This window comes from Streptomyces sp. NPDC091371 (genome assembly GCF_040684275.1).
GTDB lineage: Bacteria > Actinomycetota > Actinomycetes > Streptomycetales > Streptomycetaceae > Streptomyces.
The window spans coordinates 105,229-122,893 of the sequence record NZ_JBFBFP010000007.1; the positions used below are offsets into that span (position 1 = coordinate 105,229).

Genomic DNA, 17,665 nt, shown 5'->3' on the forward strand with positions numbered 1-17,665 from the left:
CTCACGTCAAGGCAGCGTATGCATATGAGGCTCTCCCGTTCAAGAGGTGATGCGGGAAATTATCCTGCGTCACCCCCTGCTTCGCCGGAAGTCTTCCCGTTCGAAAGGGTGGAACGGATAGCTCCGCCCAGTCGCTCCAGCGCCTCGCGGGCCTCTGGCAGTACGCCTGCCAGTGCGAGGAAGCCGTGGAACAGCCCGGGCCGGTCGTCGAGGACCGATGTGACCCCGCTCTCGTTCAGCCGGCGGTGGTACGCCGCCCCGTCGTCCCGCAGCGGATCGCACCCCGCGACGACCACGTGCGCCGGCGGCAGCCCCGCCAGGTCCGCCGGGTCCGCGCCGAGCGGGGAGGCCAGCGGATGGTCCGCGGGGCCGTCCGGCCCGAGGTACTGCGCCCAGAACCACCGCATGTGCGCGGCGGTCAGGAAGCACCCCTCGGCGTCGGACCGGTACGAGGCGCTGTCCTGGGCCGCGTCCAGGGCGGGATAGACCAGCACCTGGAGCGCGACGGCCGGTCCCCCGCACTGGCGGGCGAGCAACAGCGAAGCGGCGGCGAGGTTGCCGCCCGAGCTGTCCCCGGCGACCACCAGGGCCTCCGGGGCCCCTCCCAGCTCGTCGAGGTGGGCGCCGGCCCAGCACAGGGCCGCGTGGGCGTCCTCCAGGGCGGCCGGGAAGCGGTGCTCGGGGGCCCTGCGGTAGTCGACGGAGACCACGGCGGCGCCGGCCGCCCGGGAGATGTTGCGGGCGGTGGTGTCGTGGGTGTCGAGGTCGCCGAGCACCCATCCCCCGCCGTGGCAGAACACCACGGTCGGGCGGGGCCCGGCCCACTGCTCCGGGTCGGGCAGGTAGATCCGTACGGGGACCGGCGGGGCTCCCGCCGGGCCCGGGAGGGTCCGGTCCTCCACGGCGCCGACCCGGGGGCGCGCGGCGGCCGGGCGCGGCCCGGCAGCGAGGATCCGGCGCGCCTCGTCGGCGTCGGTGACGCGCCCGCCGATGTCGGGGAAGGCGGCGGTGAGGGCGTCGAGGTAGGGCCGGGCGGCGGGATCGAGGCGGGCCCCCGGATCGGGGCAGGCCGCCGGATCGAGGCGGGCGGGCGGGTCCGAGGCGTCTGTCATCACGCCCCCCGGAAGTGCGGGATGACCTTCTCGCCCCACTGGCGCAGGGTCTCCAGGCAGGCCTCCTGCTCCACCGTGCCCATCTGGATCAGGCACATGATCTCGTCGGCCCCCGCCGCCCTGAGCCGTTCCACGTAGGCGATGGCGTCGTCGGCGCTCCCGTAGGCGTGGTCGGCGTTGAAGGTGGCGGTGGAGGTGGGCCGTACGGGGATGTCGAGCTCGTGCAGCCGGGCCACCACCTGCTCGGCGGCCTTGCGCATCTCCGCGGCCTCGTCGGCGCCCGCGACCACGGCCTCGTCCGGAATGCCGGCCCCGCCGTACCAGTGGCCGATGGACTGCGCGAAGAACCGCTGCCCGCGGATGCCGATCCGCCGCGCCTCCTCCCGGTCGTCGAGCACGATGGTCGGGCAGAGCACCGAGAAGTGGTCGTTGACGACGGTGGAGACGAACCGGCTGCCGTCCCGCCCTGCGATCGCCGCGTCGTAGACGGACCGCATCCCGGCGATCGACCCGGGTCCGGCGAAGCCCATCACCAGGGCGCCGATCCCCAGCTCGGCGGCCTGGACGAGGGTCTCGCCCCGGCTGCACGCGAGGAACAGCGGCGGGTGCGGCGTCTGCTTCGGCCTCGGCAGGATCGGGTGCGGGTCGATGTCGATCAGCTCGCCGTGGTACTCGAGCTCCTCTTCCTGCCAGGCCTTGCCGATGATCCGCAGCGCCTCCTCGACCTCCGCCGTGGTGCGGTCCCGGTCCACCCCGCACAGCGAGGTCTCCTGCTCGGTGCCCCCGCGCCCGGCGCCGAGGTCGAGCCGCCCGCCCGAGAGCAGGTCGAGCATGGCGGCCCGCTCGGCCACCCGTACCGGATGGTTGAAGTTGAAGGGCATGCACACGACGCCGTGCCCGATGCGTATGGTGTTCGTCCTGGCCGCGACCCAGGTCAGGAAGATCTCGGGAGCACTCATGTGGGCGTACCACTTCAAGGAGTGGTGCTCCACGGCCCAGATCCGGTCGAAGCCCATGCGCTCGGCGAGCACGGCCTGCTCGACGCAGTCGCGGATGACCTGGTGCTCCCGTTCCACCGTCGGGTCCGCAAGCTGAGCCTCGAAGATTACGGAGAATTTCACTGTGCCTCCAGGGTTGCGTCCGGTGCCTGGCCTCACTTCAATTCGGAATATGACTAGTAGTCAGGAGCCGAAGAAGCAAGAGCTGCCGCCGACCGCGTGGGCCGTGCTCGGTCTCCTCTCCTTTCCGGGCGAACGGACCGGCTACGAGCTGAAGAAGTGGGCGGACTCCTCCCTGCGCTTCTTCTACTGGTCGCCGGCGATCAGCCAGATCTACGCGGAACTGCGCCGCCTGGAGGAACTGGGGTACGCCTCCTCCGCGCGCTCGGGGCCCGAGGAGGCACGGGCCAAGCGGCGCTACGCCATCACCGACGCGGGCCGCGAGGCCCTCGCCGGGTGGGCGGCCGACACCGCCGAGGCCGGCCCTCCGGTGCTCAAGCACGGCCTGCTGCTGCGGGTCTGGCTCGGTCACCTGGCCGAGCCGGACCGCCTGCGCGCGATGGTCGGCGAGCACATCGAACGCACGCGGGCCGAACTGGCCGCCGTGCGCGAGGCCATGGAACACGCGGCCGACGTACCGGAATGGGCGTTCCCGACCCTCGCGCTGCGCTGGAGCGAGCGGCAGCACCTGAGCGAACTGGACCTGGCCGAGGCCCTGCTCGCCGACCTGGCGGAACTCGACGCGCCGGGGCGTCAAGCCGACGGGGACGCGCCCACGCCCGGGTGACGCGATGGCGCCGGCTCCGGCCGCGCGGGACCGTACGACCCCTGCGGCAAGCGGCCGGTGCGCCCTTTTCGGGGCGCTGCAAGGGCGGTCCCTTCGCACCCGGGGCGCACTAGCATGCGTCCTCATCGCGCGCGGCCGGTCGGGACACCGGGACCGCGCGGGGAGCCGCCGTCGACGGAAGCGAGAGAACCTTGACTTTCCTCACCATCGGTCACCGCGGGGTCATGGGTGTCGAACCGGAGAACACCCTGCGGTCCTATCTCCGAGCGGAACGTTCAGGCATGGACGTCATCGCCCTCGACCTGCGACTGAGCAAGGACGGCACCCTCGTCGCCCTGCACGACCCGGAGGTGGGCCGGACCACCGACGGCTCGGGTGCCGTCGCCGACCTGACCCTGGCCGAACTGCGCGAGCTCGATGCCGGGCAGGGTGAGCGCGTGCCGGTCTTCGAGGAGGTCCTGGACGCCGTCCGGTCCCCGCTCCAGGTGTCCGTACGGGACCGCGCCGCCGTCGGGGTGCTCGCGGAGCTGCTGCTGCGGCGCGATCTGACCGGCCGGGTCGAGGTGGCCTCGCCGGACGCGGCGCTGCTGGCCGAGACGGCCCGGCTGGTACCGGGAGTGCGGACCGCCCTGCGGGCCGACTCCCCCGGCGGGGAGGTCATCGCGCGGGCGCTGGACGCCGGTGCCGCGACGCTCTCGGTGGACGTGCGGCGCCTCACCCTGGAGGCCGTCGAGGAGGCGCACGCGGCCGGGCTGCGGATCGTCGGCGAGGAGGTCGACACCCTGGACCTGCTGCGCCTCGCGCGTGCCCTCGGGCTGGACGGCGCGGTCACCGGCTTCCCGGAGGTCCGCAGCACGGGCCGCTTCACCGCCTGACCAGGCCCCTGACGGGGTCTCCTACAGCGGCTTGACCAGCAGCTCGAAGGCCAGGTCGTCGCGGAGCGGCACCCCGAAGCGCTCGTCACCGTAGGGGAAGGGGCTCAGCTCGCCGGTGCGCCGGTAGCCGCGCCGCACGTAGTAGGCGATGAGCTCCTCCCGTACGTTCACCACCGTCATCCGCATCTCGCGGGCGCCCCACGTCTCGCGGGCCCGGCGTTCGGCCTCGGCCAGGATCTCCTTGCCGAGGCCCCCGCCCTGGAGCCCGGGGCGGACGGCGAACATGCCGAAGTAGGCGTGGTCGCCCCGGTGTTCGAGCTGGCAGCAGGCGATGAGCTCGTCCTCGCGCTCGACGACGAGCAGGGTCCCGTCGGGGCCGTTGATGATCGCGCGGACGCCTTCCGGGTCCGTGCGCTGCCCCTCCAGGTAGTCCGCCTCCGTGGTCCAGCCGCCGCGGCTGGAGTCGCCCCGGTACGCCGACTCGACGAGCGCCACCAGCTCGGTCACGTCCCCCTCCACGGCACTGCGGAAGCTGAGGGCTGCGGGCTTGGCGGTCGACATCGGCGGCTCCGTTCTGGGCGGTGGCATATGACATGCCGGGTACGGCAAGGAGAGCCTAACCCGGCACCGCGTGAGCACCGCGTGAGAAGGGCATCTCTTCCCCTGACCGTCTCTTCCGTGACACCGACGAGCGCCGACCGGCGCCGCCATAACGGGGGGTTGTGCCGTGCACGGTTCCGCCATGTCCCTCTCCGCGTCCGTCTCCGCCTGGCTGCTGGTGCTGCTGTGCGCGGTGAGCGGTGCCTACTGCCTCGGGCGGGTGCGGAGATCGGGCGGCGCCGCGGCCGGGGAGGCCGTGATGGGCTTCGGCATGGCGCTCATGGCCGTGCCGCTCGGGCACGGCGGCGGCTGGCAGGCCCCCGTGCTGGGGCTGGTGTTCTGCGGGACGGCCCTGCACGCCGTGTGGCTGCTGCGGGGCGGGGCGCACCACGCGCACCACCTGGTGGGCTCGCTGGCGATGGTCTACATGGCGCTGACGGCCGCGTACGGGTCGGGGCACGGCGGCGGCCTCCCGCTGCTGACCGGGGCGCTGCTCCTCTACTACGCCGGCTACGTGGTGCTCGGCGGGGCGCGCCTGATCACGGCGGGGACGGCGGTCGCGCATTCCGCGGGGTCCGCGGGCCCGGCCGGCTCGGCGGAGTTGACCCGGGCCTGCCGACTGGCCATGGGAATGGGGATGTTGGCGATGCTGCTCGCGATGTGAGGCGCGCCGGGACGTGTCCTGCGTCACCAATCCCCCGAGGCCGTACCCGCAGGTAGCCGGGGCTCATAGGCTGACGTCCATGATGGTCCCCGCCGCTCTGCTCCTGCTCGGCGCCCTGACCGCGGTGCTCGCTCCCCGTCTGCTGGCACGGGCCCGTTGGCCCGAGCGCGAACCGGTCGTGGCGCTGTGGGTGTGGCAGTGCGTGGTCGGCGCGGTGCTCCTGTGCTTCGGGCTGTCGATGCTGCTGAGCGCGGCGGCGGCCTGGCAGGCGGTCCGCGGGTGGGTCTTCGCCTCCGCGCCGCACGGGGTGGTCGACGCCTACGCCCTCGGTCCGTCCGGCGGCCCCTGGGCGGCCGGTACGGCGCTCGCGCTGGCGGGCGGCGCGCTGTGGACGGGTGCGATGCTGACGCGCGAGGTGCTGAGGGCGCGGGCCCGGCGGCGCGCGCAGGGCAGCGAACTGCTGGTGCGGGCCCCGCTGCTGCCCGGGGAGGACCCCGGGAGCGCGCGGCTCGTCGTACTGGAAGGCCCTCGGCCGGACGCGTGGTGGCTGCCGGGGGCGGCGCCGCGGCTGGTGGTGACCACGGCGGCGCTGGGGCGGCTGAAGGGGAGCCAGCTGGACGCCGTGCTCGCCCACGAGCAGAGCCACACGGCGGCCCGGCACGACTGGCTGCTGCACTCCTCGCGGGCGCTGGCCGGGGGTTTCCCGCAGGTGCCGGTGTTCGCGGCCTTCGAGGCGGAGATGCACCTCCTCGTCGAGCTGGCCGCCGACGACGCGGCCTCCCGGCGGTACGGTCGGCTCACGGTGGCCCTCGCGCTGGTCGGACTCAACGAGGACCGGGGGGCGTTCGGGCCCGGCGCGACCCCCGACGCCCACGTCGGGCAGCGGGTGCGCCGGCTGCTGGCGGCGGAGCCCCGCCTGCCGGCGGGCCGTCGGCTCCGGCTCACGGCGATGGCCGCGCTGCTGCCGGCGATCCCGCTGCTGGTGGCTTTCGTACCGGGGCTGAGCGCCGTGGCCTGAGGTGGGCCCTGACGCTCCCGGTACGCGTGCCGGTGCGAGGATCATCCGCATGCGGAACGATCACTTGCGGTGGGCGGGCGTCGGCTGTGCGCTGCTCGGGGGCGTCCTGACGGTGCTGGTGGTGGTCCCGTGGCAGCCGCTGCCGGCCTACGACGAGCGGGTGGCCCGCGATCTGCACGCCCATGCGGTCGCCCACCCCGGTGCGGTCCGGCTGACGGGGGTGCTGACGGACTTCGTGTGGGACCCCTGGACCATGCGGGCGCTGGCCGCCGCCGCCTGTGCGGTGCTGTGGCGGCGCGGCGACCGGGAGCGCGCGGTGCGGGTGGCGCTGGCCGTGGTCGCGGCGTCGGTGGTGCAGCAGGGGGTGAAGGCACTGGTGGGCCGGGAGCGTCCGGTGTGGCCGGACCCGGTGGACTCGGCGCAGTACGCGGCCTACCCGTCCGGCCACGCCATGACGGCGACGGTGGTGTGCGGGCTGCTGCTGTGGCTGCTCCCCCGGACCACCTCGCCGTCGAGGGCGGGGGCCGCCTGGGCGCTGGCCGCGGTGTCGGTGCTCGGGGTCGGGTTCACCCGGATCTACCTGGGGGTGCACTGGCTGTCGGACGTGGTCGGGGGCTGGCTGCTGGGCGTGGCCCTGCTGGCCCTGGCGACGTCGGTTCCGGTGCGCCGGCACGGGTCCGGCGCCGCCGGACCGTGAAGATTCGGGTGTGCCTGCTCTGGGCGATCCCCCGTGTCACCCAGAGCAGGCGACCCCGCGCGCTGAGTATATTGGCTCTGAGCCAGTCAACGCAGGAGTAAGCATGTCCCCGCGTAGCCCATCGGTCAATGAAGAATTGCGCAGACGTTCCCGGGAGCGGCTGCTCCAGGCCACCGTCGAGCTCGTCGCCGAGCGGGGGTACGAGGCCACGACCCTCGGCGACATCGCCGACCGGGCGGGCGCGGCGCGCGGCCTGGTCTCGTACTACTTCCCGGGCAAAAGGCAGTTGCTGCAGTCCGCCGTGCACCGGCTGATGCACCTGACCCTGCACGCGGCGCTGGAGCGCGAGCCGCGCACGGACGACGGGCGGGAGCGGCTCGCGCGGGCGATCGACGCGATCCTCGGGCTGGCCCGGGACGAGCCGCTGCTGATGCGGACGCACATGGCGGGCATCCTGACGGCCGAGGGCTTCGTGCAGTGCCCGGAACAGCAGCGGCTGGCGGAGCTGCTGCGGGACACGGTCGCCCGGTACGGCTCGCCGGACGTGGACGCGGACTACCCGCTGCTGCGGGCGCTGCTGATGGGCGCCGTGGTGGCGGTGCTGCTGCCGGGCGCGCCGATGCCGCTGGCGCGGCTGCGGGCGGAGCTTTTCCAGCGGTACGGGCTGGACTGGGAGCTCGGCGTTCCGCCGGACGGGGTGCCGCCCGGCGGAACGATTCGCTAGTACTTCGGACCCACGGTCCCCGTCAGTGGTATTCGGGCTGGCTCTGCACGTTGAGCCGCTCCATCCACACCCACTTGGCGCTCTCGGTGCGCCAGTCGTCGAGCCTCAGCACGTCGAGGCCCTTGGCGATGTCGTTCGAGTAGATGTGCCCGTTGTAGTAGTACGCCGACCAGGATCCGCCGAGGCCCAGCTTGTCCGTGGTCAGCGGTCCGCGCTCGAAGTACGCGATCTCCTTGGGCTGGGCGGAGTCGGTGAACTCCCACACGGAGATGCCGCCCTGGTACCAGGCCTGCACCATGATGTCGCGGCCGCCGCCCACCGGGATCAGGGAGCCGTTGTGGGCCACGCAGTTCTCCGTGTCGGCTTGGTGGCGCGGGATCTTGTAGTAGCTGCGGAAGGCGAGTTTGCGCTGGTCCCCGCTGCCGGTGATGTCGTAGATCCCGTCGGCGCCCCGGTTGGGTCCGGTGGCCGCGTTGCAGGTGGCGCCGCTGCCACCGCCGAGTTCGTCGGTGAACACCACCTTGTTCGCCCGCTCGTTGAAGGTGGCCGAGTGCCAGAACGCGAAGTTCACGTTGTCCTGCACCCGGTCGATGACGCGCGGCTGCTCGGGCTTGCTGATGTCGAAGAGGATGCCGTCGCCCATGCAGGCGCCGGCGGCCAGGTTCTTCGAGGGCAGCACCGTGATGTCGTGGCAGCCGGTGGTCTTGGAGACGCCCGGGTTGGTGGGTGCGCCCGGGTTGCCGCCGTCGGGGAAGAGGATCGGGAAGGCGACGACCGCGGCCTGCGTCGGCGCCTTCTTCGGGACCTTCACGACCGAGATGCCGTCGTGCGGCGGCTTGCAGTCGGGGAAGGCGTCGTTCGGGGAGTACGAGGCCACGTAGAGGTAGATGTCGCGGCCGCCCGGCACCAGGGTGTGGGTGTGGGAACCGCAGGCCGTCTCCACGGACTTGATGTACTTGGGGTTCTTCTTGTCCTTGATGTCGAAGATCTTGATGCCCTCCCACGAGGACTTCTCCGTCGCGGGCTGCGAGACGCTGTTGCAGGAGTCGTCGCTACGGGAGGAGTCGGTGGAGAGGAAGAGCAGGTCTCCGAGGACGGAGATGTCGTTCTGGCCGCCGGGGCAGAGCACCTGGGTGACGGTCTTCGGCGCCTTCGGGTTGGCGATGTCGTAGATGGTGAAGCCGCTGTAGCTGCCCGCGTAGGCGTACCGGCCCTGGAACGCGATGTCCGAGTTGATCACGGCGGGGTCGGCCGAGGGGATGTTGGCCAGGGGCTTGATGTTGGCGCTGTGGACGATCTCGTCCTGGCCGGGGATCTCGCCCGGGGCGAGCTCCCGGCCGGCGGTGAGGCCCGCAGCGCTCTGCCGGCTGCCGAAGCCGGGCGCTAAGTCGCCCGGGTCCGGGGTGGCGGCGGCCGGTGCGGCCATCAGCAGCGTGGTGAGCAGTCCGGCCGCCGCGACGGCCGCCCCCACCCTCCCGTTCCGCAGTCTCCTGTTGTGGTGCGAGGTCACTGTGCCCTCCCATGGGAGTCCGATCGATTCCGTTCGGGGTGGGAACGGAACCAGGACCCCGGCAGTATCTTCCTTTCCATGGACATGGCAATAGCCCCCTGCGGCCGCACGGCCTTACCGGCACGGCTTCGCCGCTTCATCGCCGCGGCCGCGCTCGCCACCGGCCTCCTGCTCCCCCTCACCGGGTGCGACGCGGACGGCGGGAAGGACCGGGCGGACGACGGAGCGGCCGTCGTGATCGCACCCGGCAGACCGGGCGAGGAGGCACGCACCCTCACTCCCGAGCAGGCCGCGAAGGAGAAGCCCGACGACACTCCGAACGCCGCCGACCACGCCTACGTGCAGGGCATGGTCGAACACCACAGGCAGGCCCTGACGATGAGCGCGTTGGCCCCGCAGCGGGCCTCGGCGGACGGGGTCAAGCGGCTGGCGGAGCGGATCACGGCCGCCCAGCAGCCCGAGATCGGGGCGATGGAGAAGTGGATGGCCCTGCATCCGGCGCCGCCCGCGGGCTCCGGCGGGCACTCCCACGACCACTCCGCGATGCCGGGGATGGCGACGGAGCAGCAGCTGAAGGAGCTGGCCGAGGCCACCGGGCCCGCGTTCGACCGGCTCTTCCTGAAGCTGATGACCGCCCACCACGAGGGCGCCCTGAAGATGGCGGGCGAGGCGCTGGCCGGCGGCAACAACGTGGCGGTCGAGGAGATGGCCACCGAGGTGGTGGCCACGCAGAGCGCCGAGATCCACCGGATGCGCGCGATGGGCTGACGGCGGAGGGGGCCGGTGTCATGCTGGGACCACCTGCGGGAGGAGCTCCGCCGTGCTTCGTGTCGCCGTCGTCGGATCGGGCCCCAGCGGGGTCTACGCGGCCCAGACGCTGGTCCAGCAGCGTGAGGTGCCCGGGGTGCTGGTCGACGTACTGGACCGGCTGCCCGCGCCCTACGGGCTCGTACGGTACGGGGTCGCGCCGGACCACGAGAAGATCAAGTCTCTGCAGGGCAGCCTGCGCACCGTGCTGGAGGACGAGCGGATCCGCTTCCTCGGCAACGTCGAGGTGGGCGGGCCCGGACTGCCCGCGCAGCGGCTGCTGGAGCTCTACCACGCGGTGGTCTACTGCGTGGGCGCCGCCCGCGACCGGCTGCTCGGGATCCCGGGCGAGGAACTGGCCGGGGTGCACTCGGCCACCGCGTTCGTGGCCTGGTACAGCGGACACCCGGACGCCGTCGACGAGAGCTTCGACCTGCCCGGGGTGGACTCGGCGGTGGTGGTCGGCGCGGGCAACGTCGCGGTGGACGTGACGCGGATCCTGGCCCGGGGCCGGGCCGAGCTGGAGCCGACCGACATGCCGCAGCCGGCGCTGGGCGCGCTCGCGCTCAGCGGGGTGCGCCGGGTGGCGATGGTGGCCCGACGGGGGCCTTCGCAGGGCAAGTTCACCACCAAGGAGCTGCGGGAGCTGGGCACGCTGCCGGGCGTGGACGCCGTGGTCGACCCGGCCGAGCTGGCCGTCGACCCCGCGTACACGGATCCGGCCGCGGCCGCCGCCCTGCCCGCGGTGGCCCGGCGGAACCTGGAGGCGCTGCGCGGCTGGGCCGGGGCCGGCCCCGGCGAGGGCCCGCGCCGGATCGCGCTGCGGTTCTACCTGCGCCCGGTGGAGATCCTCGGCGGACCCGACGGCCGGGTCACCGGGATGCGCTTCGAGCGGACCGCGCCGGACGGCCGGGGCGGAGTGACCGGGACGGGCGTGTACGAGGACATCGAGGCGCAGCTGGTGCTGCGCTCGGTGGGGTACAGGGGCGTCCCGCTGGACGGGCTGCCCTTCGACGCGGCCAAGGGCACGGTCCCGCACGCGGCGGGGCGGGTGCTGCGCGCGGGCCGGGCCTCGGTCGGCGAGTACGTGGCGGGCTGGATCAAGCGCGGCCCGACGGGCGTGATCGGCACCAACCGGCCCTGCGCCAAGGAGTCCGCGTCCTCGCTGCTCCAGGACGCGGGCGCGCTGGCCCGGCGGGAGCTCCCCGGGGACCCGCTGGACGCCCTCCGGGCGGCCGGCCTGCACCCGGTGGAATGGCCGGGCTGGCTGGCCATCGAGACGGCCGAGGCCGAGCTGGGCCGCTCCCTGGGCCGCGGCTCGGTGAAGATCCCGGACTGGGCCGGGCTGTTGGGGGCCGCGGGGCTCCCGTAGGGTGGCTGACTCCACTGGGGTCGAGGGGGTTCACGATGGGGAAGGCTGCACGCCGGGCCACGTGCGCGGCGTTGGCGGCGGTCGCGTGCGCCGCTCTGCTCGCGGGCTGCACGCAGGAGGACCGGGCGGCCGCCACGCCCGGCCCGACGGCGACGACCACGGTCGCCCCACCGGAGGCCGCCGCGCTGGCGGACCGCTACCGGGCCGCCGGCGGGGACGCGGACGTGTACGGCATCGAGTCGGTGTTCATACGGGAGAGCCATCCGCCGTACGTCGTGGTCCGCACGCACAACCCGGACACGGACGACGCCCTGTTCAAGAAGCAGGCGGCCTCGATCGCTTCCTTCCTGACCAAAGAGGGAGAGCTGCCGTCGGGCACCCCTTACCTGATGGACGTGTACGGCCCGGACGGCCGCCTGCTCCACCGGTGGGACACCACGCCCTAGCCGACCCGCTCCGCCTCGGCCGCCGCCGCCGTCAGGATGGCGTCGAGCAGGCCGGGGAAGATCGACTCCAGATCGTCCCGGCGCAGGGCGTTGAGCTTCGTGGTGCCGCGGTAGGTCTGGCGTACGACACCGCTTTCGCGCAGGACGCGGAAGTGGTGCGTGGTCGTCGACTTGGTGACCGGCAGGTCGAAGTACGAGCACGCCAGATCCGCAGGCGAGGCGTCGAGATCGCGGACGATGGACAGCCGGACCGGGTCGGAGAGCGCGTGCAGCACGCCCTCCAGGCGGATCTCGGCCGCCTCGGGGTGGGCGAGGGTGCGGGCCGCTTCCCGTTCCGTCATGTCCCTGCTCCGCTCACTCGGTGGCTCCGACCGTCATCGTACGAGAACCGTCGTAGGAGCCGTACCGCCCGTGGTCACCAGGAGCGGTGGTACTGCTGGGGCGTGCGCACGTCCCCGCCCAGCTCGGCGGCCGCGCGGCGGGCCCAGTACGGGTCGCGGAGCAGCTCCCGGCCCAGCAGGACCGCGTCGGCCTCGCCGTTGGCCAGGATCTTCTCCGCCTGCTCCGGTTCGGTGATCAGACCGACGGCGGCCACGGGCAGGGAGGTCTCCGCCTTGACCCGGGCCGCGAAGGGCACCTGGTAGCCCGGCCCCACGGGGATGGTCACCCCGGGGGCGAGGCCGCCGGTGGAGACGTCGAGGAGGTCCACGCCGTGCTCGTGGAGCAGGGCGGCCAGCCGGACCGTCTCGTCGGCGGTCCAGCCGTCCTCCTCCAGCCAGTCGGTGGCGGAGATCCGGAAGAACAGCGGGAGCTCCTCGGGCCACACCTCCCGTACGGCGTCGACGACTTCGAGGGCGAAGCGGGTGCGGTTCTCGAAGGAGCCGCCGTAGGCGTCGGTGCGCTTGTTGCTGTGCGGGGAGAGGAACTCGCCGATGAGGTAGCCGTGGGCGCCGTGGATCTCGACGACCTCGTAGCCCGCGGCCAGCGCGCGCTCGGTGGCCGCCACGAACTGGCCCTTGATTTCGGCGATCTCATCGAGCGTCAGCTCGTGCGGCACCGGGTGGCTCTCGGCGAACGGGACGGCGCTCGGGGCGAGCGGCTGCCAGCCGTGCTCCTCCGGTCCGACCGGGGCGCCGCCCTTCCAGGTGCGGTCGGTGGACGCCTTGCGGCCGGCGTGCGCGATCTGGATGCCGGGGACGGCGCCCTGGGCCTTGACGAAGGAGGTGATCCGGCGCAGCGCCTCGACCTGCGTGTCGTTCCAGATGCCGAGGTCATAGGGGGAGATCCGGCCCTCCGGGGAGACCGCGGTGGCCTCCTGGATGATCAGGCCGGTGCCGCCCGTGGCGCGGGCCGCGTAGTGCGCGAAGTGCCAGTCGTTCGCCACGCCGGCGTTCGGTCCGAAGGCCTCGGCGCTGTACTGGCACATGGGGGCCATCCACACGCGGTTGGGGATGGTGACCGAGCGGAGGGTGTGGGGCGCGAACAGGGCGGCGAAAGCAGCGGGGGCGGCAGGGGCGGCGGAGGCAGCACTCATCAGGGATCTCCAGATGTCACCGGGCGCGCCGGGGATCGGCGGCTAAGTACGAGAGTCACCGTACTACGAAATCTCTCGTACTACGAGACCTGCCGTACAAGCTCGTCGAGCTCGGCGCGCAGCGCCCCGGTCAGGGCCGCCAGGTCCGGGACGGCGGCCGCATCGGCGACCAGGCCGTAGTGGACCGTGCCCTGGTAGGTGGAGACGGCGACGGCCAGGGACTGGCCGCAGGCCAGCGGTGCAAGGGGGTAGACCGCGCGGACCCGGCTGCCGCCGAGGGTGAAGGCGATCCCGGGCAGCGGGACGCTGGTGACCAGGATGTCGAAGAGCAGTCGCGCGGCCTGGGCGACGAGCGGCCCGCCGAGCCGGTGGCCCAGAGGGTGGACGTGGTCGGCGAGCAGGGCGACGGCCCCGGCGCCGCGCGCGGGGCCCGCGTCCTTGTTGCGGTCCATGCCGGCGCGTACGGAGTCCAGGCGGCGCAGCGCGTCGGCCTCGGCGAGCGGGAGCCGCAGCAGGTAGCCGGAGAGCCGGTTCCCGGCGCCGGTGCCGGGCCTGCCCCGGCGGGACACGGGGATCAGGGCGCGCGGGCCCGGCCCGCGGGGCGCGGGGTCTCCGCGCTCGGCGAGCCAGCGCCGCAGCGCGCCGGCGACCAGGGCGATCAGCACGTCGTTGACGGTGCCGCCCGCGCCCTTGCGGACCAGGTTGACCTCGTCCAGGTCGAGCGCGAGGCCCGCGACGGCACGGCCGCCGCTGGCGCCGCCCGCGCCCGGGTAGTCGGCGACGAGGGCCGCGGGAACGCCGAGCGGGAGTCCGCCGCGGGCCACGGCGGCGCCGATCTCCAGGGCCTGGCCGACGTCCTGGACCCGGGCCGCCAGGGCGCCGGGGAGCCGGCGCAGGGCGGAGCCGGCCCGCTGCTCGGGGACCGGGCGCGCGGGGGTCCGCAGGGGCGATGCCTGGTCGAACCCGTCGAACAGGGCTGCCGCGAGGGCCAGGGCGCCCATGCCGTCGGCGAGGGCGTGGTGGAACTTGAACAGGACCGCGAAGGACTGCGGATCCGGGCCCGCCAGCACGTGCGCCTCCCAGGGCGGCAGTTCCCGGTCCAGCGGGCGCGCCATGAGCGGCCCGGCGGCGGCGTGCGGGTCCGCGGCGTCCGTCCGTACGAGGAACACGTGGCGCGCGGGATCGAAGCCGGGGTCCGGCGACCAGGCGGCCGCGCCGACGGGCAGCAGCACGTCGCGGATCCGGCGGCGCAGGCCCGGCACGGCGGCGCAGCGGTCGGCGAGCAGCGCGGCGGCGCGTTCCGCGGCGGACACGGCTCCGGGCCCCGCGGGCCCCGCCGCCTCGAAGACGGCGAGGGCGCCGAGGTGCATGGGGTGGGCGGCGGATTCGATCCGCCAGAAGGCGAGGTCGAGCGGGGAGAGGTGCTCGGTGGCCACGTACGTCCTCTCGCGTGCGGCGGTGATGGCCTGAAGTCAATCCATTCCGAACACCTACATGCAAGTAGCAATCATTTCCTATCGGTAAATGATCAGTGTCAATCAGCTACGCGGGGGCCCGCCGGACCGCCGGGCCGCTGTCAGTGGGCGGGTGCAGACTGGCCGGAAAGAACCGGAAAGAAGTGGTCCGAGTCCGGAGGTGCCGGCCATGGCCGAGGTACTGCTGCTCGTGGGAACCCGCAAGGGACTGTTCATCGGCCGTCGCCGCGACGGCGGGCCGTGGGAGTTCGACGCGCCCCATTTCAACGCCGAGGCCGTCTACTCGGTGGCCGTCGACCGGCGGGGTGCGGCACCCCGGCTGCTCGTCGGCGCGGACAGTTCGCACTGGGGGCCGTCCGTCTTCAGCTCCGACGACCTCGGGAAGACCTGGCGGGAGCCCGCGGCGCCCGCCGTGAAGTTCCCCAAGGACACCGGCGCCTCGCTGGAGCGGGTCTGGCAGCTCCAGCCGGCGGGCCCCGAGGCCCCGGACGTGGTGTACGCGGGGACGGAGCCCGCCGCACTGTTCCGCTCCACGGACCGGGGCGAATCCTTCGAGCTGGTACGCGCGTTGTGGGAGCACCCGAGCCGCTCGCAGTGGCAGCCGGGCGGTGGCGGCGAGGGTCTGCACACGGTGATCACCGACCCGCGCGACGCGGAGGCGCTGACCGTGGCCGTGTCGACCGCCGGGGTGTTCCGCACCAAGGACGGCGGGACCAGCTGGTCGCCCTCCAACGAGGGCGTCTCGGCGGTGTTCCTGCCGGACCAGCACCCCGAGTTCGGCCAGTGCGTGCACAAGATCGCCCCGGACGCCGGGGACCGGGACCGGCTGTACCTGCAGAACCACTGGGGGGTCTACCGCAGCGACGACGCGGGTGCCCGGTGGACGGACATCGGCGGCGGGCTGCCGTCGGACTTCGGCTTCGCGGTGGCCGCCCACCCGCACCGGGCGGACACCGCGTTCGTCTTCCCCCTCAACGCCGACTCCGACCGGGTGCCGGCCGAGCACCGGTGCCGCGTCTTCCGCACCCGGGACGCGGGCGACACGTGGGAGCCGCTGTCGAAGGGGCTCCCGGCCGGGGACCACTACGGGACGGTACTGCGGGACGCCCTGTGCACGGACGACGCGGACCCGGCGGGGGTCTACTTCGGCAACCGCAACGGCGAGCTGTATGCCAGCCACGACGACGGCGAGAGCTGGGAGTTGCTGGCCGGGCACCTGCCGGACGTGCTGTGCGTACGGGCGGCAGCGCTGCACTGACGGGCGCCCCGGTCGGAGCCCGGGCCGGGCCCCGACCGGCCGGGGCTCCGACCGGCCCGTCAGCCCGTCAGCCGTCCGGCCTGGCGCACGGCCTGCGCCAGCTGCCGCACGTCGGGGTCCTCGGTCCGGCCGGCCAGCCGTTCCGCGTGCCCCGCGAGGGTGCCCAGCGGGACGGCGCCCGGCACCCGCTCCCAGCCGCCGCCCCGTTCGCGCAGCGCCGAGGCGAAGTAGGCCGCCACCGCGGTGATCTGCAGCCGCGGCGGCGCCTCGCTCCACAGGTCCCCCGCCAGCGCGGCGGCTTCGACCCGGCCGGACTCCTCGTGGGGCGCCCGGGTGCGCGGGTCCAGCCAGCGCACGGTCGCCGTCGCCACGTGCCCGGCGGCGCCGGGGCGCAGCTTCACCGCGTAGAGGGCGGTCACCGTGTGACCGGAGCCGACCTCACCGCCGTCCACGGTGTCGTCGCGGAAGGCGTCGTCGGCGACGCGGCGGTTGTCGTAGCCGATCAGCCGGAACCGCTCGACGGTCGCCGGGTCGAAGGACACCTGCGCCTTGGCGTCGCGGGCCCGCAGCTGCACCTGCGCGGGGAGGTCGTCGCAGAAGACCTTGCGGGCGCCGTCGATGTCGGAGACGTAGGTGGTGTGGCCGTCGCCCCGGTCGGCGAGCCGTTCCATGAAGGCGTCGTTGTACTCGCTGCCGACGCCCACGCCGAACAGCGTGATCCCGTGCGCGGTCCGGGCGTCGGCGACCCGCTTGAGGATGGTGTCGGCGGAGGTGGCGCCGGTGTTGGCGAGGGCGTCGGAGAGCAGGACGACCCGGTTGGTGGCGCCGGGCCGAAGCGACTTGACCGCGACGTCGTAGCCGCGCGTGACGCCCGCTTCCACGTTGGTGGAGTCGGAGGTGCGCAGTGCGTCGACGACGTCGTGGATCAGGTCGCGGTTCCCCCCGACCCGGGTCATCGGCAGCCGGGTCTGGGCGCTGCCGCTGAAGGTGACGACGGCGACCGAGTCGTCCTCGCGCAGCCGGTCGGTCATCAGGTTCATGGAGGTGCGGACGAGGTCCAGGCGCCCGGGCTCGGCCATGGAGCCGGAGACGTCCACGACGAAGGTGAGGGCGGCGGGCTGCCGGCCCCGCGTCCCGTCCGCACCGCCCCCGGCGGAGCGGGTGGCGAGTCCCACCCGGACCAGCGACCAGCTCGGGTCGGTGGTCCGGGCGCCGTCGACGGTGACCGAGAAGCCGTCGCCGTCGGGCTCCCGGTAGTCCTGCCGGAAGCTGTTGACGAACTCCTCGGGACGCACGGTGGCGGGGTCGGGCAGGCTGCCGTCGGCGAGGGTGCGTCGGGCGTAGCCGTAGCTGGCGGTGTCCACGTCGAGCGCGAAGGTGGAGAGGTAGTCGGCGGGCGGCCTGGTGGCGCTGCGTCCGTCGCTCTCGCCTTCCTGGCCGCCGCCACCGGGGAAGGAGGCGTCGGGCCTAGGCCGGGCGTCGGTGCCTTTCACCCCCTGGTCGGCGCTCCGGTTCCCGCCGCCGTAACCGCAGCCGGTCAGCAGGACGGCGCCGGTGGCGAGCGCGGCGATCAGCCGCGCGCCGGTTCGGGTCGCTCTCGTGCGGGGTGCTCGGGATGCTCTGGGCGTGCGGTCCTGATGGGGCTTCATGCCGTCTCCCTCGAAGCGTCGTCGGTCTTGAATCTGACGCGCGGGAGGGGCTGTTGGAGCCTTCGGAGGGGTTGCGAACGAGTATCGAAGCGACAACGGCAGGCGGAATGTCAAGCTCAGATGTCGATCGCGACGAGGT

At 73.6% G+C, this 17,665-nt stretch carries 18 protein-coding genes; 10 read left to right on the forward strand and 8 right to left on the reverse strand.

Going from position 1 to position 17,665, the window contains the following annotated elements; translation table 11 throughout:
* Positions 1 to 59: 59 nt before the first annotated feature.
* Positions 60 to 1,112 carry an alpha/beta hydrolase gene (locus AB0O21_RS11145; RefSeq protein WP_365169113.1) on the reverse strand — a complete coding sequence of 351 codons (1,053 nt, stop codon included), beginning with the start codon at positions 1,110 to 1,112 and terminating at the stop codon, positions 60 to 62.
* Positions 1,112 to 2,233, reverse strand: a complete 1,122-nt coding sequence (locus AB0O21_RS11150; protein ID WP_365169115.1) for an LLM class flavin-dependent oxidoreductase — start codon at positions 2,231 to 2,233, stop codon at positions 1,112 to 1,114. Before AB0O21_RS11150 ends, AB0O21_RS11145 begins: the two co-directional genes overlap by 1 nt.
* 49 nt (positions 2,234 to 2,282) lie before the next feature.
* On the opposite strand from AB0O21_RS11150, the gene AB0O21_RS11155 reads away from it, so the two are divergent.
* Positions 2,283 to 2,897 (forward strand): PadR family transcriptional regulator, encoded by a 615-nt coding sequence (locus AB0O21_RS11155; RefSeq protein ID WP_365169118.1) that lies wholly within the window; start codon positions 2,283 to 2,285, stop codon positions 2,895 to 2,897.
* A 191-nt stretch (positions 2,898 to 3,088) separates the two neighbouring features.
* Positions 3,089 to 3,772, forward strand: a complete 684-nt coding sequence (locus AB0O21_RS11160; protein WP_365169121.1) for a glycerophosphodiester phosphodiesterase family protein — start codon at positions 3,089 to 3,091, stop codon at positions 3,770 to 3,772.
* A gap of 21 nt (positions 3,773 to 3,793) precedes the next feature.
* Here AB0O21_RS11160 and AB0O21_RS11165 read toward each other — a convergent pair whose 3' ends face one another.
* Positions 3,794 to 4,333 carry a GNAT family N-acetyltransferase gene (locus tag AB0O21_RS11165; protein ID WP_365169123.1) on the reverse strand — a complete coding sequence of 180 codons (540 nt, stop codon included), beginning with the start codon at positions 4,331 to 4,333 and terminating at the stop codon, positions 3,794 to 3,796.
* A 181-nt stretch (positions 4,334 to 4,514) separates the two neighbouring features.
* Between AB0O21_RS11165 and AB0O21_RS11170 the strand changes: the two genes are divergently transcribed.
* The 4 genes from AB0O21_RS11170 to AB0O21_RS11185 all read left to right on the forward strand — a co-directional run bounded on the left by AB0O21_RS11170 (position 4,515) and on the right by AB0O21_RS11185 (position 7,475).
* Entirely contained in the window at positions 4,515 to 5,036 is a 522-nt protein-coding gene (locus AB0O21_RS11170) for a DUF5134 domain-containing protein (protein ID WP_365169125.1), read from the forward strand.
* Positions 5,037 to 5,115: 79 nt separating this feature from the next.
* The gene (locus AB0O21_RS11175) at positions 5,116 to 6,054 is read left to right on the forward strand and encodes a M56 family metallopeptidase (protein WP_365169128.1); all 939 of its coding nucleotides are present in this window, start codon (positions 5,116 to 5,118) and stop codon (positions 6,052 to 6,054) included.
* 49 nt (positions 6,055 to 6,103) lie between these two features.
* Entirely contained in the window at positions 6,104 to 6,751 is a 648-nt protein-coding gene (locus tag AB0O21_RS11180; RefSeq protein WP_365169131.1) for a phosphatase PAP2 family protein, read from the forward strand.
* A gap of 103 nt (positions 6,752 to 6,854) precedes the next feature.
* Positions 6,855 to 7,475 carry a helix-turn-helix domain-containing protein gene (locus tag AB0O21_RS11185; protein ID WP_365169134.1) on the forward strand — a complete coding sequence of 207 codons (621 nt, stop codon included), beginning with the start codon at positions 6,855 to 6,857 and terminating at the stop codon, positions 7,473 to 7,475.
* Between the two features lie 22 nt (positions 7,476 to 7,497).
* Here the strand turns inward: AB0O21_RS11185 and AB0O21_RS11190 are convergent, their stop codons facing one another.
* On the reverse strand, positions 7,498 to 8,985 hold the full coding sequence (locus tag AB0O21_RS11190; RefSeq protein ID WP_365169137.1) for a hypothetical protein: 1,488 nt from the start codon (positions 8,983 to 8,985) through the stop codon (positions 7,498 to 7,500).
* Positions 8,986 to 9,069: 84 nt separating this feature from the next.
* Between AB0O21_RS11190 and AB0O21_RS11195 the strand changes: the two genes are divergently transcribed.
* From AB0O21_RS11195 to AB0O21_RS11205, 3 genes are read left to right on the forward strand one after another with little or no spacing between them, the layout of a single operon-like run.
* On the forward strand, positions 9,070 to 9,753 hold the full coding sequence (locus AB0O21_RS11195) for a DUF305 domain-containing protein (protein WP_365169459.1): 684 nt from the start codon (positions 9,070 to 9,072) through the stop codon (positions 9,751 to 9,753).
* Between the two features lie 52 nt (positions 9,754 to 9,805).
* The gene (locus tag AB0O21_RS11200) at positions 9,806 to 11,164 is read left to right on the forward strand and encodes an FAD-dependent oxidoreductase (RefSeq protein WP_365169140.1); all 1,359 of its coding nucleotides are present in this window, start codon (positions 9,806 to 9,808) and stop codon (positions 11,162 to 11,164) included.
* Between the two features lie 35 nt (positions 11,165 to 11,199).
* On the forward strand, positions 11,200 to 11,610 hold the full coding sequence (locus tag AB0O21_RS11205) for a hypothetical protein (RefSeq protein ID WP_365169142.1): 411 nt from the start codon (positions 11,200 to 11,202) through the stop codon (positions 11,608 to 11,610).
* Here AB0O21_RS11205 and AB0O21_RS11210 read toward each other — a convergent pair.
* From AB0O21_RS11210 to AB0O21_RS11220, 3 genes are all read right to left on the reverse strand, one after another.
* Entirely contained in the window at positions 11,607 to 11,951 is a 345-nt protein-coding gene (locus AB0O21_RS11210) for a transcriptional regulator (protein ID WP_365169144.1), read from the reverse strand. The two genes, AB0O21_RS11205 and AB0O21_RS11210, sit on opposite strands and share 4 nt — an antisense overlap.
* A 74-nt stretch (positions 11,952 to 12,025) precedes the next feature.
* Positions 12,026 to 13,144 (reverse strand): NADH:flavin oxidoreductase/NADH oxidase, encoded by a 1,119-nt coding sequence (locus AB0O21_RS11215; RefSeq protein ID WP_365169147.1) that lies wholly within the window; start codon positions 13,142 to 13,144, stop codon positions 12,026 to 12,028.
* Between the two features lie 80 nt (positions 13,145 to 13,224).
* A complete protein-coding gene (locus tag AB0O21_RS11220) occupies positions 13,225 to 14,580 on the reverse strand; it encodes a wax ester/triacylglycerol synthase family O-acyltransferase (RefSeq protein ID WP_365169150.1) in 1,356 nt (451 codons plus the stop codon).
* 208 nt (positions 14,581 to 14,788) lie between these two features.
* Here AB0O21_RS11220 and AB0O21_RS11225 point away from each other — a divergent pair, with 208 nt between their 5' ends.
* Positions 14,789 to 15,877, forward strand: coding sequence for an exo-alpha-sialidase (locus tag AB0O21_RS11225; protein ID WP_365169153.1), 1,089 nt, complete (start codon positions 14,789 to 14,791; stop codon positions 15,875 to 15,877).
* A gap of 59 nt (positions 15,878 to 15,936) precedes the next feature.
* On the opposite strand, the gene AB0O21_RS11230 is transcribed toward AB0O21_RS11225, so the two are convergent.
* Positions 15,937 to 17,526 carry a von Willebrand factor type A domain-containing protein gene (locus tag AB0O21_RS11230; RefSeq protein ID WP_365169156.1) on the reverse strand — a complete coding sequence of 530 codons (1,590 nt, stop codon included), beginning with the start codon at positions 17,524 to 17,526 and terminating at the stop codon, positions 15,937 to 15,939.
* Positions 17,527 to 17,665: the final 139 nt, after the last annotated feature.

What these genes read in the sequence shown, in the direction of transcription:
- AB0O21_RS11145 (WP_365169113.1), bottom strand. Translation starts at nt 1,112, where the DNA reads ATGACAGACGCCTCGGACCCGCCCGCCCGCCTCGATCCGGCGGCCTGC.
- AB0O21_RS11155 (WP_365169118.1), top strand. Translation starts at nt 2,283, where the DNA reads ATGACTAGTAGTCAGGAGCCGAAGAAGCAAGAGCTGCCGCCGACCGCG.
- AB0O21_RS11165 (WP_365169123.1), bottom strand. Translation starts at nt 4,333, where the DNA reads ATGTCGACCGCCAAGCCCGCAGCCCTCAGCTTCCGCAGTGCCGTGGAG.
- AB0O21_RS11170 (WP_365169125.1), top strand. Translation starts at nt 4,515, where the DNA reads ATGTCCCTCTCCGCGTCCGTCTCCGCCTGGCTGCTGGTGCTGCTGTGC.
- AB0O21_RS11175 (WP_365169128.1), top strand. Translation starts at nt 5,116, where the DNA reads ATGATGGTCCCCGCCGCTCTGCTCCTGCTCGGCGCCCTGACCGCGGTG.
- AB0O21_RS11180 (WP_365169131.1), top strand. Translation starts at nt 6,104, where the DNA reads ATGCGGAACGATCACTTGCGGTGGGCGGGCGTCGGCTGTGCGCTGCTC.
- AB0O21_RS11185 (WP_365169134.1), top strand. Translation starts at nt 6,855, where the DNA reads ATGTCCCCGCGTAGCCCATCGGTCAATGAAGAATTGCGCAGACGTTCC.
- AB0O21_RS11195 (WP_365169459.1), top strand. Translation starts at nt 9,070, where the DNA reads ATGGCAATAGCCCCCTGCGGCCGCACGGCCTTACCGGCACGGCTTCGC.
- AB0O21_RS11205 (WP_365169142.1), top strand. Translation starts at nt 11,200, where the DNA reads ATGGGGAAGGCTGCACGCCGGGCCACGTGCGCGGCGTTGGCGGCGGTC.
- AB0O21_RS11210 (WP_365169144.1), bottom strand. Translation starts at nt 11,951, where the DNA reads ATGACGGAACGGGAAGCGGCCCGCACCCTCGCCCACCCCGAGGCGGCC.
- AB0O21_RS11215 (WP_365169147.1), bottom strand. Translation starts at nt 13,144, where the DNA reads ATGAGTGCTGCCTCCGCCGCCCCTGCCGCCCCCGCTGCTTTCGCCGCC.
- AB0O21_RS11225 (WP_365169153.1), top strand. Translation starts at nt 14,789, where the DNA reads ATGGCCGAGGTACTGCTGCTCGTGGGAACCCGCAAGGGACTGTTCATC.
- AB0O21_RS11230 (WP_365169156.1), bottom strand. Translation starts at nt 17,526, where the DNA reads ATGAAGCCCCATCAGGACCGCACGCCCAGAGCATCCCGAGCACCCCGC.